Annotated in this window: 12 protein-coding genes, 1 tRNA gene and 1 pseudogene; 9 read left to right on the top strand and 5 right to left on the bottom strand. The window is 72.3% G+C overall.

Features of this window, described 5'->3' with window-relative positions:
* The first annotated feature begins 29 nt into the window (after positions 1-29).
* Together ML5_RS13380 and ML5_RS13385 are read left to right on the top strand one after the other, a co-directional pair.
* Positions 30-1430: a class II fumarate hydratase gene (locus ML5_RS13380; RefSeq protein ID WP_041784180.1), complete on the top strand. Its 1401-nt coding sequence runs from the start codon at positions 30-32 to the stop codon at positions 1428-1430.
* 54 nt (positions 1431-1484) lie between these two features.
* Entirely contained in the window at positions 1485-2084 is a 600-nt protein-coding gene (locus tag ML5_RS13385; protein WP_013475043.1) for a GNAT family N-acetyltransferase, read from the top strand.
* Here the strand turns inward: ML5_RS13385 and ML5_RS13390 are convergent.
* Entirely contained in the window at positions 2048-2596 is a 549-nt protein-coding gene (locus ML5_RS13390) for a CGNR zinc finger domain-containing protein (RefSeq protein ID WP_013475044.1), read from the bottom strand. The genes ML5_RS13385 and ML5_RS13390 overlap by 37 nt on opposite strands.
* A gap of 72 nt (positions 2597-2668) precedes the next feature.
* On the opposite strand from ML5_RS13390, the gene ML5_RS13395 reads away from it, so the two are divergent.
* The 3 genes and pseudogenes from ML5_RS13395 (at position 2669) to ML5_RS13405 (ending at position 6090) form a co-directional block, all read left to right on the top strand.
* Positions 2669-3631, top strand: coding sequence for a DMT family transporter (locus ML5_RS13395; protein ID WP_013475045.1), 963 nt, complete (start codon positions 2669-2671; stop codon positions 3629-3631).
* Positions 3628-4313 (top strand): annotated as a pseudogene (locus tag ML5_RS13400) (HAD family hydrolase). Before ML5_RS13395 ends, ML5_RS13400 begins: the two are co-directional and overlap by 4 nt.
* Positions 4314-4401: 88 nt before the next feature.
* Positions 4402-6090: a S8 family serine peptidase gene (locus ML5_RS13405; RefSeq protein WP_030272055.1), complete on the top strand. Its 1689-nt coding sequence runs from the start codon at positions 4402-4404 to the stop codon at positions 6088-6090.
* 68 nt (positions 6091-6158) lie between these two features.
* Here the strand turns inward: ML5_RS13405 and ML5_RS13410 are convergent, their stop codons facing one another.
* On the bottom strand, positions 6159-7448 hold the full coding sequence (locus tag ML5_RS13410) for a hypothetical protein (RefSeq protein ID WP_041784182.1): 1290 nt from the start codon (positions 7446-7448) through the stop codon (positions 6159-6161).
* A 368-nt stretch (positions 7449-7816) separates the two neighbouring features.
* On the bottom strand, positions 7817-8464 hold the full coding sequence (locus tag ML5_RS13415; RefSeq protein WP_013475046.1) for an IclR family transcriptional regulator: 648 nt from the start codon (positions 8462-8464) through the stop codon (positions 7817-7819).
* 63 nt (positions 8465-8527) lie between these two features.
* On the opposite strand from ML5_RS13415, the gene cysS reads away from it, so the two are divergent.
* The gene (gene cysS, locus ML5_RS13420) at positions 8528-9943 is read left to right on the top strand and encodes a cysteine--tRNA ligase (RefSeq protein WP_013288907.1); all 1416 of its coding nucleotides are present in this window, start codon (positions 8528-8530) and stop codon (positions 9941-9943) included.
* Complete coding sequence (rlmB, locus tag ML5_RS13425; protein ID WP_013475047.1) at positions 9943-11058, top strand: 23S rRNA (guanosine(2251)-2'-O)-methyltransferase RlmB; 1116 nt, start codon at positions 9943-9945, stop codon at positions 11056-11058. The genes cysS and rlmB overlap by 1 nt, the downstream gene beginning before the upstream one ends.
* Before the next feature lie 57 nt (positions 11059-11115).
* On the opposite strand, the gene ML5_RS13430 is transcribed toward rlmB, so the two are convergent.
* On the bottom strand, positions 11116-12207 hold the full coding sequence (locus ML5_RS13430; RefSeq protein WP_013475048.1) for an ABC transporter ATP-binding protein: 1092 nt from the start codon (positions 12205-12207) through the stop codon (positions 11116-11118).
* Positions 12208-12572: 365 nt separating this feature from the next.
* Between ML5_RS13430 and ML5_RS13435 the strand changes: the two genes are divergently transcribed.
* Positions 12573-12649, top strand: a tRNA-Thr gene (locus ML5_RS13435).
* Between the two features lie 83 nt (positions 12650-12732).
* On the opposite strand, the gene ML5_RS13440 is transcribed toward ML5_RS13435, so the two are convergent.
* Positions 12733-13119, bottom strand: coding sequence for a VOC family protein (locus ML5_RS13440; RefSeq protein WP_013288904.1), 387 nt, complete (start codon positions 13117-13119; stop codon positions 12733-12735).
* 160 nt (positions 13120-13279) lie between these two features.
* Here ML5_RS13440 and ML5_RS13445 point away from each other — a divergent pair, with 160 nt between their 5' ends.
* A complete protein-coding gene (locus ML5_RS13445; RefSeq protein ID WP_013475049.1) occupies positions 13280-13780 on the top strand; it encodes a GNAT family N-acetyltransferase in 501 nt (166 codons plus the stop codon).
* Positions 13781-13806 lie beyond the last annotated feature (26 nt).

A 13806-nucleotide genomic window follows, 5' to 3' on the forward strand; every position in this document is an offset into this window, starting at 1 on the left:
CCGACCGGTGGCGCGGCAGGATGGAACGCGTGACGACTCCAGAGGCGACCGGCTACCGGATCGAACGCGACTCGATGGGCGAGGTGGAGGTGCCCGCCGAGGCGCTGTGGCGGGCGCAGACCCAGCGCGCGGTGCAGAACTTCCCGATCTCGGGGCGCGGGCTGGAACCGGCCCAGATCAAGGCCCTGGCGCAGATCAAGGGGGCGGCGGCCCTGGTGAACGGTGAGCTGGGGGTGATCGAGGCGGACGTGGCGCAGGCGATCGCCACCGCCGCCGCGCACGTCGCCGAGGGCGGCTACGACGACCAGTTCCCGGTGGACGTGTTCCAGACCGGTTCCGGTACGTCGTCCAACATGAACACCAACGAGGTGATCGCCACCCTGGCGAGCCGCGAGCTGGGCCGTGACGTGCACCCGAACGACCACGTCAACGCGTCGCAGTCCAGCAACGACGTCTTCCCCACCTCGATCCACCTGGCCGCCACCCAGTTCGTGGTGGAGGATCTGATCCCGTCGCTGAAGCAGCTCGCGGGGGCGCTGGAGGAGAAGTCGGCCGAGTTCGAGACGGTGGTCAAGGCCGGGCGTACCCACCTCATGGACGCCACGCCGGTCACGCTCGGGCAGGAGTTCGGCGGGTATGCCGCGCAGGTGCGCTACGGCGTCGAGCGGCTGGAGTCGGCGCTGCCCCGGCTGGCCGAGCTGCCGCTGGGCGGCACCGCTGTGGGCACCGGCATCAACACGCCGCTGGGCTTCGCCGACCGGGTGATCGGCAAGCTGCGGGAGTCGACCGGGCTGCCGCTGACCGAGGCGCGCAACCACTTCGAGGCGCAGGGCGCCCGGGACGCGCTGGTGGAGACGTCCGGCCAGCTCCGTACCATCGCGGTCGGTCTCTACAAGATCGCCAACGACGTGCGCTGGATGGGCTCCGGCCCTCGCGCCGGGCTGCGTGAGCTGCGCATCCCCGACCTCCAGCCGGGGTCGTCCATCATGCCGGGCAAGGTGAACCCCGTGGTGGCCGAGGCGATGCGGCAGGTCTGCGCCCAGGTGATCGGCAACGACGCCGCGGTGGCCTTCGCCGGGTCGCAGGGCGACTTCGAGCTGAACGTGATGCTCCCGGTGATGGGCCGCAACCTGCTGGAGTCGATCAAGCTGATCGCCGCGTCCAGCCGCCTGTTCGCCGAGCGGCTGGTGGCCGGCCTGGTCGCTGACGCCGAGGTCTGCCTGGCGTACGCGGAAGGCTCACCGTCGATCGTCACCCCGCTCAACCGCCACCTCGGGTACGACGAGGCCGCCTCGATCGCCAAGGAGGCGCTGGCCAAGCAGGTGTCCATCCGCGAGGTGGTGATCGCCCGGGGGCACGTCGACTCGGGCAAGCTCACCGAGACCCAGCTGGACGAGGCCCTGGACCTGCTCCGGATGACCCACCCCTGAGCCGCCGCCGGTAATTGCCTCGACCCGTCACAGTGGGCGCGGCATGATCCGACCGTGCGTGACGACGGCGGTGTGTTGCTGGAGACCGCGCGGCTGACGCTGCGCCGGTTCACGATGGACGACGTGGATCGGCTGGTGGCGCTGGACGCCGATCCGGAGGTCATGCGCTTCCTGACCGGCGGCGCGCCGACCCCGGCCGCGACGTACCGGGACGAGGTGCTGCCCCGGGTGCTCGCGCAGTACGCCCGGCATCCCGGGCTCGGCCGCTGGGCGACGCTCGACCGGTTCACCGGAGAGTTCCTCGGCTGGCACTCGCTCGACCCGTCCGACGACGGCGGCGAGGCGGAGCTGGGCTACCGGCTGCGCCGCGCGACGTGGGGACACGGGCTGGCCACCGAGGGCGCGCGGGCGCTGGTGCGGCACGCGTTCGACACGGTCGGCGTCCGCCGGGTGTGGGCTCAGACGATGGCCGTCAACGACCGCTCCCGCGCGGTCATGGCCCGCGCCGGGTTGCGCTACGTCCGCAGCTTCCATCTGGCCTTCGACGACCCGATCCCGGGTACGGAGCACGGCGAGGTGGAGTACGAGCTGCGCCGCGACGCCTGGCCCGCGACGCGTCAGGAGTGGGACGCGGCGGCCCTGCGGGCCCGGTAGGCGCTCACCGCGGCCCGGTTGCCGCACCCGGCATCGCAGAACCGGCGGGACCGGTTCCGGGACAGGTCGACGAGCACGTTGTCGCAGTCGGGGTGGTCGCAGTGCCGCAGCCGGCTCAGCTCGCCCATCCGGACCAGGTCGGCCATCGCCATCGCGGCCTCGACCGCCATCCGGGTCGCCAGCGGCGCGTCCCGCGGCACGGCGTGCAGGTGGTACGGCTCGTCGTCGTGCCGGACGAGCTGCGGCAGCGCGTGCGACTCGCGCAGCAGCGTGTTGACGATCGCCACCACCTCGTCGGTGTCGGCGTACCAGATGCGGCGCAGCCGGGGCCGCAGCGCGCGGACCTGGCGCAGTTCGGCGTCGGTGTGCTCGTGCCGGCCGCTCCACCCGTGGGCGGTGAAGAAGGCGTCCAGGGCGGCCACGTCGGGCAGCCCTTCCCGATCGTCGCCGGCGGTGTTCACCAGTGCGGCGACGCTGACCAGCGCGCATTCGGTGTCATGGGCGAAAAGCAACTTGACTCCTGTCGGAGGCTACGCCTAGCGTCATCAGCATAACCTCCCTTGACTCATGACCAGGAGATGCCGATGCGTGAACGGTCAAGCGTCGGGCTCGGCCTGGCACTGCTCTCCGCGATCACGTTCGCCACCTCGGGCACCTTCGCCCGCCCGCTGATCACCGGCGAGTGGTCGGCGGTCGCCGTGGTGATCGCCCGGGTCGGCATCGCCGCGCTGGTGCTCGCCGTACCCGCCGTGCTGGCGCTGCGCGGCAGGTGGACAGTGCTGCGCCGTAACGCGGGAAGCGTGGTGCTGTTCGGGCTGCTCGGCGTGGCCACTGCGCAGGCCTGCTTCTTCAACGCGGTCCGCTACCTCCCGGTCGGCGTGGCGCTCCTGCTCGAATACCTCGGCATCGTGCTCGTGGTCGGATGGATGTGGCTGGTCCACGGTCAGCGCCCCCGGCTACTCACGGTGGCCGGTTCGGTCACCGCCCTGTGCGGGCTGGGGCTCGTCCTCGACCTCACCGGCGCCGGACGACTCGACCCGGTGGGCGTGCTCTGGGGTCTCGGCGCGGGCGTCGGGCTGGCCGGATACTTCGTCATCGCCGGGCGGATCGACGCGGGCCTGCCCTCGGTGGTGATGGCCAGCGCTGGCATGGCCGTCGGCGCGGTGGCGCTGCTGCTGCTCGGCGGCCTCGGAGCGCTGCCGCTCGCGGCCGGCACCGCCGATGTCACCTTCGGCGGGCACCGGGTGAGCTGGCTGGTGCCGATCGCCGGGCTGTCGCTGATCGCCGCCGTGGTCGCGTACCTCGCCGGTGTCGCCGGCACCCGGCTGCTCGGGGCACGGCTGTCCTCCTTCGTGGGGCTGACCGAGGTGATGTTCGCGGTGCTGATCGCCTGGCTGGTGCTCGACGAACTGCCCAGCCTGATCCAGTTGGCCGGCGGGGCGCTCATCCTGGGCGGCGTCGCACTGGTCCGGGCGGACGAACTGCGGGGCACACCGTCGACCTCGGCGACTGCGCCGGCCGAGCCGGTGCTGACCGGCGAGCGATGAGCGGCCCGCGCGGCGCCGTCGTCTTCGACGCCGACGAGACACTCGTCGACCTGCGCCCGGCGGTCACCGGCGCGCTCGTCGCCGTACTCGACGAGATGCGGCGGCGGCCGCCGTGGCGCTCGCGGACCTGGAGGGGGACTGGGGTGCGGTCTTCGGCGCGCTCAGCGCCGCCCCGGTGCAGGAGATCCGGCGGGCCGCCCTGGCCCGTTCGCTGGCCCGGGCCGGGCTGGAGGCGGACCTGGACGAGTTCGCGGCGTTGTTCTTCGCCCGCCGGTACGCGCTGAGCCGCCCCTTCCCGGACGTGCTGCCCGCGCTGGCGGCGCTGCGCCCGCACCACATGCTGGGCTTCGCCACGAACGGCAACAGCCGCGCCGAACGCTGCGGCCTCGCCGAACAGTTCGCCTTCGAGGTGTACGCGCACGAGGGCGGCGTGCCCAAGAAACCGGCGCCGGAGTTCTTCACGGCGGTGGTGGCGGCGTCCGGGCTGCCCGCCGCGCGCATCGTCCACGTGGGCGACTCGCCGGAGCACGACGTGGCCGCCGCCCAGCGGGCCGGACTGCGTGCCGTCTGGCTCAACCGGGCCGGACTGCCCCGCCCGCGGGGCCTCGAACCGGACGCCGAAGTGTCCACGCTCGCCGGACTGTCCACGGTGCTCACCACCGTGGCGAACGCGAATGCCTAGTTGCCGCCGATAACGGACGTCGATCTGGCGGAACCCGCTCCCGTGATGTGGGATGACACCACGTCCCTCAACGAGAGGATCTGATGTGGTGAGCAAGCGCTTCACCGTCGGCGCGGTCGCGGCTGCGGCCTCGCTGGCACTCACGGTGACCGGTCTGAGCATCCCGGCGAACGCCGCGCCGTCGGACACCCGGACCTTCACCGTGCTGGCCGAGAGCGGCGTCTCCACCGACGCCGCGATCGCCGCGATCGCCGCCGCCGGTGGCAAGGTCGTCGCCCGCACCGACGACGTCGGCCTGTTCCAGGTCACCAGCGACCGGGCGGACTTCGCCAGCCGGGCCACCGCGGCCGGCGCGCTGGTCGGCGCCGCCGAGGAGAAGGCGATCGGCCGCAAGCCGAAGCTGGACCGGGTCGAGCAGGAGCACCTGCTGGCCGCCGCGGCGACCAAGGGCAAGGCCGCCAGGAACAACGGCAAGAAGATGGACCCGCTCGACGACAAGCTCTGGGGTCTGGACATGATCCGGGCCGACAAGGCCCGCAAGATCGAGCCGGGCGACCGCCGGGTCACCGTCGGCATCCTGGACACCGGCGTCGACGCCAGCCAGCCCGACCTCGCGCCGAACTTCAACTGGGCGCTGTCGCGCAACTTCGCCCCGGACATCCCCGAGGTCGACGGCCCGTGCGAGGTGGCGAGCTGCCTCGACCCGGTCGGCACCGACGACGGCGGGCACGGCACGCACGTGGCCGGCACCATCGGCGCCGCCGCGAACGGCTTCGGCCTCTCCGGCGTGGCCCCGAACGTCTCCCTGGTCGAGCTGAAGGGTGGCCAGGACAGCGGCTACTTCTTCCTCAACCCCGTGGTGAACTCCCTGGTGCACGCGGGCCGCTCCGGGCTGGACGTGGTCAACATGTCCTTCTACGTCGACCCGTGGCTCTACAACTGCACCGCCAACCCGGCGGACTCGCCGGAGGCGCAGGCCGAGCAGCGGACCGTCATCGAGGCGATGAAGCGGGCGCTGAACTTCGCGCACCACAAGGGCGTCACGCTCGTCGGCTCGCTCGGCAACAACCACGAGGACCTGGGCGCGCCGCGCACCGACGTGAGCAGCCCGGACTACGGCGCCGACCCGTACCCGCGCCCGATCGACAACGCGACCTGCTGGGACCTGCCGGTCGAGGGCCCGCACGTGATCGGCGTGTCGGCGGTCGGCCCGTCCGGCAAGAAGTCGGACTACTCGAACTACGGCACCGAGCAGATCTCGGTGGCGGCGCCGGGTGGCTGGTTCCGGGACGGCTTCGGCACCGACACGTACCGCACCGACGCCAACATGATCCTCTCCACGTACCCGAAGAAGGTGCTCCAGGAGGAGGGGTCGGTCGACGAGAACGGCGACATCGTCGCCGGCTTCGAGAACTCGGTGTTCAAGCAGTGCACCGCCAAGGGTGAGTGTGGCTACTACACCTACCTCCAGGGCACCTCGATGGCGTCCCCGCACGTCTCGGGCGTGGCGGCGCTGATCGTGAGCAAGCACGGCAAGAAGCAGGGCCGCAACGGCTACGGCATGGCGCCGAACCTGGTCGAGCAGCACCTCTACCGGACGGCGGCCGAGCACGCCTGCCCGGAGCCGCGGCTGCAGAGCTACACCAACGAGGGCCGGGACGCCGAGTTCGACGCGTACTGCGCGGGCTCGCTGAACTTCAACGGCTTCTACGGCTACGGCATCGTCGACGCCTACGCCGCGGTGAAGACCCCGGTCAAGCCGAACGTACGACCGTAACGACAGTTTCCCCGAGGTGGCGGTGTCCGGAGTTCCCGGACGCCGCCACCTCGGCGTTCCGGCGGGTGTCACGGCCGCCACCCCCGGGCCACCAGTGCGGCGCGGATCTCCCGCACCAGGGCGGGGAACTCCTTACGCAGACGGCGGCCGGTCACGTGCAACACGAGCCAGCCGGCCGCGACGAGCTGGTTGAGCCGCCGCCGGTCGAGGTGCATCCGGTCCGCGTCGGAGTGCCACTGACCGTCGTACTCGACGGCGACCCGGAACTCCGGCCAGGCCAGGTCGGGGTGCAGGATCAGGCCGGTCGGCACACGCACCGGATACTGGGCCACCGGGCGGGGCAGGCCGGCGAGGACGAGGCGGACCCGCAGGTGGGACTCGGGCGGGGACTGGGCCAGCCCGTCGGTCAGGCCGAACACCCACGCGGCTCGCCGCCCACCGGGGCGGCAGGCGTTCCGGGCCGCCTCGCTCGCCAGCGCCGACCGGTTCACCGAACCGGTACGCAGCAGCCCGTCGATGATGCCGACCGCCTTGACGGGATCGGCCCAGACCGCTGTCTCCCAGGCACAGGCGGCCGGCTCGGTGCGGGGCGGCGGCCCGGCCAGGATCATCGCCGCGCCGGGGTACGACCCCGCGAACGGGTTCGATGCCGCGGCTGAGGACGGGATGACCGGACCGGGCGATGCGGGCCGGTTGCGGAGGTCGGCCGGGTCCAGCAGTCTGGTCCGGCCCGGTGTGCCCGGTGGGCGGTCCGCCGCGGACGACGCCGCGACGGGCGACTTCGTGCCGGCGCGCGACTTCGTGCCGGCGGGCGACCTTGTGCTTGCGGGTGGGCTCGTGTTTGCGGGCGACCTCGTGCTTGCGGGTGGCTTCGTGTCGGTGGGCGACCTCGTGCCTGCGTATGGGTTCGTGCCTGCGTGTGGGTTCGTGCTGGCGCGTGGGTTCGTGCCGGCGGTTGGGCTCGTTCGCGCGGCTGCGGCGGCGGGGACCAGGAGGCCGCTGCGGGTGCTCGACATCGGGGCGTGGTGCACCCGGACACCCGGCTGGGAGTCGGCCCGGACCGTGGCCGGCAGCAGGACGTGCACGTCGTCGGTGAAGTCGGCGGCGTGCTCGACCCCGTGCAGGTAGGCCGCCGACGGGCCGGCGATCGCCGCACCGGGTGGCATGCGTAGCAGCGCCGCGCGGCAGGCCAGCGCGTGGTCGCGGTCGAGCCGCGCGTCGGCGTAGACGTCCTGCCGGAGCCGGATCCAGGACGCACCCCGCAGATGATGCCGGGACAGCAGCCCGCGCCGGATCGCTTCCGAGCCCCGGAAGACCTGCCAGGCCAACTCCGATGGTCGATGAGGATGAGGTGGCATGTGACGAGCGTGGCGGCGTACGGGTCGAGATCGGTACCCCTGTGGACAGCCGCAGCCGTGCCACCCGCCGCGCCCTGTGGACAACCCCCGACCGCCCCTGTCCGTGTGCTATGGCCCTCGATCAGCGCATGATCCACTCCACTTCGGGGAGGTGGCGGCATCCGGGCCGCGTTGATGCAGCCACGTCGCCGAGCTGGCGTGAGGGTCTGTGGTGTGAGGGTTCCGGGGTGGGCTGGGCCGTGTGGCCGCCGGTGCCTTGAGCTGGCTTGATCGACTCCACCTCGGGGAGGTGGCGGTGTCCGGGCCGCGTTGATGCAGCCACTTCCCCGAGCTGGCGCGAGGGCGCGAGGGCGTGGGGGCATGCGGGGTCAGGAGAGCGCGGCGGCGACCGCCTCGGCGGCGGCGGTGACCTGGGCGCCGACGTCCGCCACGTCGAGCGGGGTCAGCGACACCACCCCGACGCTCCCCTCCAGCCCGGGCACACCGATCACCGGCGCCGCCACCCCGTATGCGCCTGATTGAAGCTCGCCGCTGGTACTCACCGGCCCCGGATCGCCGGCCCGCCCGGCCAGTACCGCCCGGCCGGCGGCGCCCCGTTCCAGCGGGTGCCGGGTGCCGGTCCGGTACGCCACGTGGAACGACGTCCAGCTCGGCTCGACCACCGCGAGCGCGACCCCCTCGCCGCCCTCGACCACCGTGAGGTGGGCGGTCGCCCCGGTGCCCTCGGCGAGCCGGCGCAGCGCGGGCAGCGCACCCTCGGCCAGCAGCGGCTGGGCGCGGCGGGCCAGGTGCAGCACGCCCACGCCGATGCGCAGGCGGCCCTCGCCGTCACGCCGGAGCATGCCGTGGCCGGTCAGCGCGCCGACCAGCCGGTAGACGGCCGCCCGGCCGATGCCCAGCCGGTGCGCCGCCTCGGTGACTGTGAGCCCGCCCGGCGCGTCCGCGACCAGGTGCAGCAGCCGCAGGCCCCGGTCCAGGGTCTGTGCCGTCTCTCCCGTGCGCGCCGCCGTGTCCACAGCACGCAGCGTACGACCCGGCTCCGGCCAACCCGGAAATGTGCGGACGGCTACCCTTGTGAGGTGACGCTACGCCTGTATGACACCGCCACCCGATCGGTGCGGGACTTCGTCCCGCGGGAAGCCGGCAAGGTGGGGGTCTACCTGTGTGGTCTCACGCTCCAGGCCCCGCCGCACATCGGTCACCTTCGCTCCGGCGTCAACTACGACGTGCTGCGCCGATGGCTGCTCAGCAAGGGCTTCGAGGTCACGTTCATCCGCAACCTGACCGACATCGACGACAAGGTCCTGGCCAAGGCGATGGAGCAGGACCGGCCGTTCTGGTCGATCGCGTACGCGAACGAGCAGATCCTCACCACCTCCTACCGGGCGCTGAACGTGCTCCCGCCGACGTACGAGCCGCGGGCGACCGGGCACGTCCCGGAGATGCACGAGCTGATCGCCCGGCTGATCGAGACCGGTCACGCCTACCCGGCCACCGACGGCTCCGGCGACGTCTACTTCGACGTGGCCTCCTGGCCCGCGTACGGCTCGCTGTCCGGCCAGTCCCCGGCGGACATGCAGCCCGCCGGCGACGCCCCCGACCGGGGCAAGCGCGACCCGCGTGACTTCGCGCTCTGGAAGGGCGCCAAGCCGGGCGAACCGGCCGATGCCTACTGGCCGTCGCCGTGGGGCCGCGGCCGGCCCGGCTGGCACATCGAGTGCTCGGCCATGTGCTGGCGCTACCTCGGTCCCGAGTTCGACATCCACGGCGGCGGGCTCGACCTGACGTTCCCGCACCACGAGAACGAGATCGCCCAGTCGCAGGCCGCGGACCTGCCGTTCGCCCGCTACTGGGTGCACCACGGCCTGCTCGGCATCGGCGGCACCAAGATGGGCAAGTCGCTCGGCAACACGCTCGACCTCGACTACGTGGCCGCGCTCGGCGTCCGCCCGGTCGAGCTGCGCTACTACTACGTCGCCGCGCACTACCGGTCCCGCATCGACTACTCCGAGGACGCGCTGCGCGAGGCCGCCGTCGCGTACCGGCGGATCGAGGGCTTCGTGCAGCGGGCGGCCGAGCGGGTCGGCCCGGGCCGGCCTGGCGACCTGCCGGCCGGGTTCGTGGCCGCGATGGACGACGACCTCAACACGTCGGCGGCGCTGGCGGCGCTGCACGAGGTGGTCCGCGACGGCAACACCGCGCTCACCGCCGGGGACGATGTGACCGTCCGCACGACGCTGGCCGCCACCCGGGCGATGCTGGATATCCTCGGCGTCGACCCCCTGGACCCGGCCTGGACCGGCGGCGGCCGCACGGACGACCTGCGCGGCGTGGTGGACTCCCTGATCGCGCTGGCCCTGGAGCAGCGCGCGCAGGCCCGCAGCCGCAAGGACTGGGCTGCCGCCGACGCCGTACGCGACCAGCTCAAGCAGGCCGGCGTGGTCGTCGAGGACACCCCCCAGGGCCCGCGTTGGACTATTGGAGAGCAGGACTGATGGCCGGCAACTCGCAGCGCCGTGGCCGGCGACTGACGCCGAAGGCGGGCGCCCCCAAGGGCACCGGTGGCAAGAACAAGGACTCGCTCGCCGGGCGGGGTCGCACGCTGCCCGCCGACGAGCGGCCCTGGCACAAGGCGTACTCGGGCACCGAGAAGCTGCCCCAGCGCACCGCCTGGAAGCAGGACAAGGAGCGCCGCGCCGCCGCCGAGGAGGGCCGCGCGCCCAAGATCGGCCAGCCCGGCACCAAGGACACCACCTGGGGCAAGGGCAGCCGGGCCGGTGTGCCGCTCAAGGGCGGCAAGGGCAAGCCCGGCGGCCGGGGCGGTCCCCGGGTCGCGCCGGGCCGCAAGGCCAACCCGGCGAAGGACAGCCCCGAACTGCTGGTCGGGCGCAACCCGGTGCTGGAGTCGCTGCGCACCCAGGTGCCCGCGACAGCGCTCTACACCGCGCAGGGCATCGACGTCGACGACCGGGTCAAGGAGATCATCCGGACCGCCGCCGACCGGGGCATCGCGATCCTCGAGGTCAGCCGCGCCGAGCTGGACCGGATGACCGGCGGGGTGCTGCACCAGGGTGTCGGCCTCCAGGTGCCGCCGTTCGCCTACGAGCCCTTCGACGACCTGGTCGCCGCCGCGCTGGAACAGGCAGCCCCGCTGCTCGTCGCGCTGGACGGCGTCACCGACCCGCGCAACCTCGGTGCGGTGATCCGGTCGGCCGCCGCGTTCGGCGCGCAGGGTGTCTTCGTACCCGAACGGCGTGCCGCCGGGATCACCGCGACCGCCTGGCGGACCAGCGCCGGCGCGGCCGCGCGCGTGCCCGTCGCCCAGGTCACCAACCTGACCCGGTCGCTCAAGGCGTGCAAGGAGGCCGGCTTCGTCGTGGTCGGACTGGACGCCGACGGACAGACCGACCTGTACGACCTGGAGGCCGCCGTCGGCCCGCTCGTCGTGGTGGTCGGCTCGGAGGGGCGCGGGCTGTCCCGCCTGGTCGGGGAGACCTGCGACCTGACCGTCAGCATCCCGATGGTCTCCGACGTGGAGTCGCTCAACGCCAGCGTGGCCGCCGCGGTCACGCTCGCCGAGGTCGCCCGCCGCCGGTCCGTCGAGGCCTGATCGAGAGCAACGAAAAGGGGCGGTCCGCCGTGGCGGGCCGCCCCTTTCTCGCGTACGTCAGATCCGCTGGCCGGTGGCGGCGTGGAAGACGTGGCTGCGGCCGGTACGCGGCTTGACGAACACGGTGTCGCCCATGTTCGGCATGCTGCGGCGGTCGGTACGAACCACGAACCGCTCGTTGTGGCCCTCCAGCGCGGCGTGGCCGTAGACGTTGGCGTCCGAGCCGAGGTCCTCGACCAGCTCGACCACGACCGGCATGCCGCCCTCGGACGGGCTGACCAGGTCGCAGTCCTCCGGCCGGAAGCCGACGGTGACCTTGCCGTCGCCGCCGTCGGCGCCGGCCGCCTGGACCTGCTCGCGGGTCAGCGGCACGATCATCTCGGCGAACGCCCCGCCCTGCTCGGTCAGCTTCACCGTCTTGATGTTCATGGCCGGGGAGCCCATGAAGCCGGCGACGAAGACGTTGGAAGGGGTGTCGTAGAGCGCCCGCGGGGTGTCCACCTGCTGGAGCACGCCGTCGAGCATGACCGCCACCCGGTGACCCATGGTCATGGCCTCGACCTGGTCGTGGGTGACGTAGACCGTGGTGACGCCCAGCTTCGCCTGCAGCGAGGCGATCTGGGTACGGGTCTGCACGCGCAGCTTGGCGTCGAGGTTCGACAGCGGCTCGTCCATGAGGAAGACCTGCGGCTCGCGGACGATCGCGCGGCCCATGGCGACACGCTGGCGCTGACCGCCGGAGAGCGCCTTCGGCTTGCGGCTGAGGAACTCCTCCAGCTGGAGCAGCCCGGCCGCCTCCTTGACCCGCCGGTCGATCTCCGACTTCGAGGTCTTGCGCAGCTTGAGCGCGAACGCCATGTTCTCGTACACCGTCATGTGCGGGTACAGGGCGTAGTTCTGGAAGACCATCGCGATGTCGCGGGCCTTCGGCGGGAGGTGGGTGACGTCCCGGTCGTCGATGTAGATCGCGCCGTCGTCGACGTCCTCCAGGCCGGCGAGCATCCGGAGGCTGGTGGACTTGCCGCAGCCGGACGGGCCGACCAGGACGAGGAACTCCCCGTCACCGATCTGGAGGTCGAGCTGGTTGACGGCGGGGCGCTCGGTGCCCGGATAGATCCGGGACGCCTTCGCGTAGGTGACCGTAGCCATGATGGAGCGCTTCCTTTCACCGGCAGGAACGTGCCGGACGATCCGAGTGAAGGAGCGACCGGCGCCCAAGGCACCGGCCAACGGGGTCGTCGCTCAGGCAGCCGAGGCCGGCCGGAGTGTCGTCCGTGTCACTGCACGGTAAACGGCTTTCGCGATCGTGCCAAGACGTGGCACGTCGGGTGGGACGGATGGCATACGCATAACGGTCAGGAAGGCACTGTGAGGCATCAATCTCCCCGCCTGTGAGCGCGGCCGAGCGATGATCCATCGGTCGTACCGGTCGGGATGCCGACGTTTTCCGTGCTCGGGAGCCCTGCGAGGCGGGAATTCCGGGGCTCAGTCGCTATGCTGAGCCCGACGCACGCGCCCCTGTAGCTCAGCTGGCCAGAGCACTCGCCTTGTAAGCGAGATGTCGCCGGTTCGATCCCGGCCGGGGGCTCCAGTTCCACAAGGCGTTCCGGGGCCGATGTCGCCGCGGGACGCCCGGCTCCGTCAGCAGCGACCTGACGGTACACCCGCGAGGGGTCAGGCGGGCCCACGGGCGTCGGCCCCCGCGGGCTCCCAGAGCTGGATCATGTTGCCCTCTGGGTCTCTGAGGCTCGCGAACCTGCCGTTCGGGTACTCCTCGGGGTCCACCTCGACGTCGATATCCGCATCGCGCAGTTGGTCCACCATCGCGTCCAGGTCGACGACCCGGAAGTTGAGCGACCAGGAGTGCTCGGGGCCGCCGAAGTGCTCGGAGTCCGCCGACATGGCCGCCAGGACGGTAGGACCGGGCTTCTGCCACCAGGAGGACACGTCGTAGGACTCCGGTGCCAGCTCGACCCCGAGATGGGTGGCGTACCAGCGGTTGATCCGGTCCGGGTCGTGGGCGCGGAAGAAGACGCCGCCGATGCCCGTCACACGTTCCACGATGTCTTCTCCCCGCTGGGCGCTGTCCGTGCCCTCTTCGACCTGGCTGAGCCTGCCGACTTCAGGCTAGACCCGACTCGGGCGGGATTCGACAACGCCCGATCGTCACGGTTGCCGGATACCGGTTGCCTGCTCGGCACGCCTGCGCCACCCTCTCCGCATGCTCGAAACGCGCGTCCTCGGCGAGGACGACTGGAAGGTGTGGCGGGAACTGCGGCTCGCCGCGCTCGCCGAGGCCGGGTACGCCTTCGGCGCCCGACTGGCTGATTGGCAGGGCGACGGCGACCGTGAGGAACGCTGGCGCGGGCGGCTGGCCGTCCCCGGCTCGTACAACGTCGTGGTGATGCTCGACGGGCAACCGGTCGGGATGGCCAGCGGGATGCCGACCGAGCAGGACGGGGTGGTCGAGCTGATCTCGATGTACGTGGCACCCGTCGGACGCGGCCGGGGCGTGGGCGACCACCTCGTCCGGGAGGTCGAGCAGTGGGCCCGGCAGGCAGGCGCGCGGACGCTGCGGCTCGCCGTGGCGGAGGGCAACCCCAACGCGTGGGCCCTGTATCTGCGCAACGGCTTCCGGGACACGGGCGAAGCCGGCGGCCTGATGCCCGACGGCGTGCGCCGCGAGCACATCATGACCAAGAGCCTCCTGGACCAGCCGTAGACGGTGCGGGGCGCGGCACGCGCAGT

Source organism: Micromonospora sp. L5, from assembly GCF_000177655.2.
GTDB classification, from domain to species: Bacteria; Actinomycetota; Actinomycetes; order Mycobacteriales; family Micromonosporaceae; genus Micromonospora; species Micromonospora aurantiaca.

Coding starts and splice junctions, on each gene's coding strand:
- ML5_RS13395 (WP_013475045.1), top strand. CDS start 2,669: ATGCGTGAACGGTCAAGCGTCGGGCTCGGCCTGGCACTGCTCTCCGCG.
- ML5_RS13410 (WP_041784182.1), bottom strand. CDS start 7,448: ATGCCACCTCATCCTCATCGACCATCGGAGTTGGCCTGGCAGGTCTTC.
- rlmB (WP_013475047.1), top strand. CDS start 9,943: ATGGCCGGCAACTCGCAGCGCCGTGGCCGGCGACTGACGCCGAAGGCG.
- ML5_RS13430 (WP_013475048.1), bottom strand. CDS start 12,207: ATGGCTACGGTCACCTACGCGAAGGCGTCCCGGATCTATCCGGGCACC.
- ML5_RS13445 (WP_013475049.1), top strand. CDS start 13,280: ATGCTCGAAACGCGCGTCCTCGGCGAGGACGACTGGAAGGTGTGGCGG.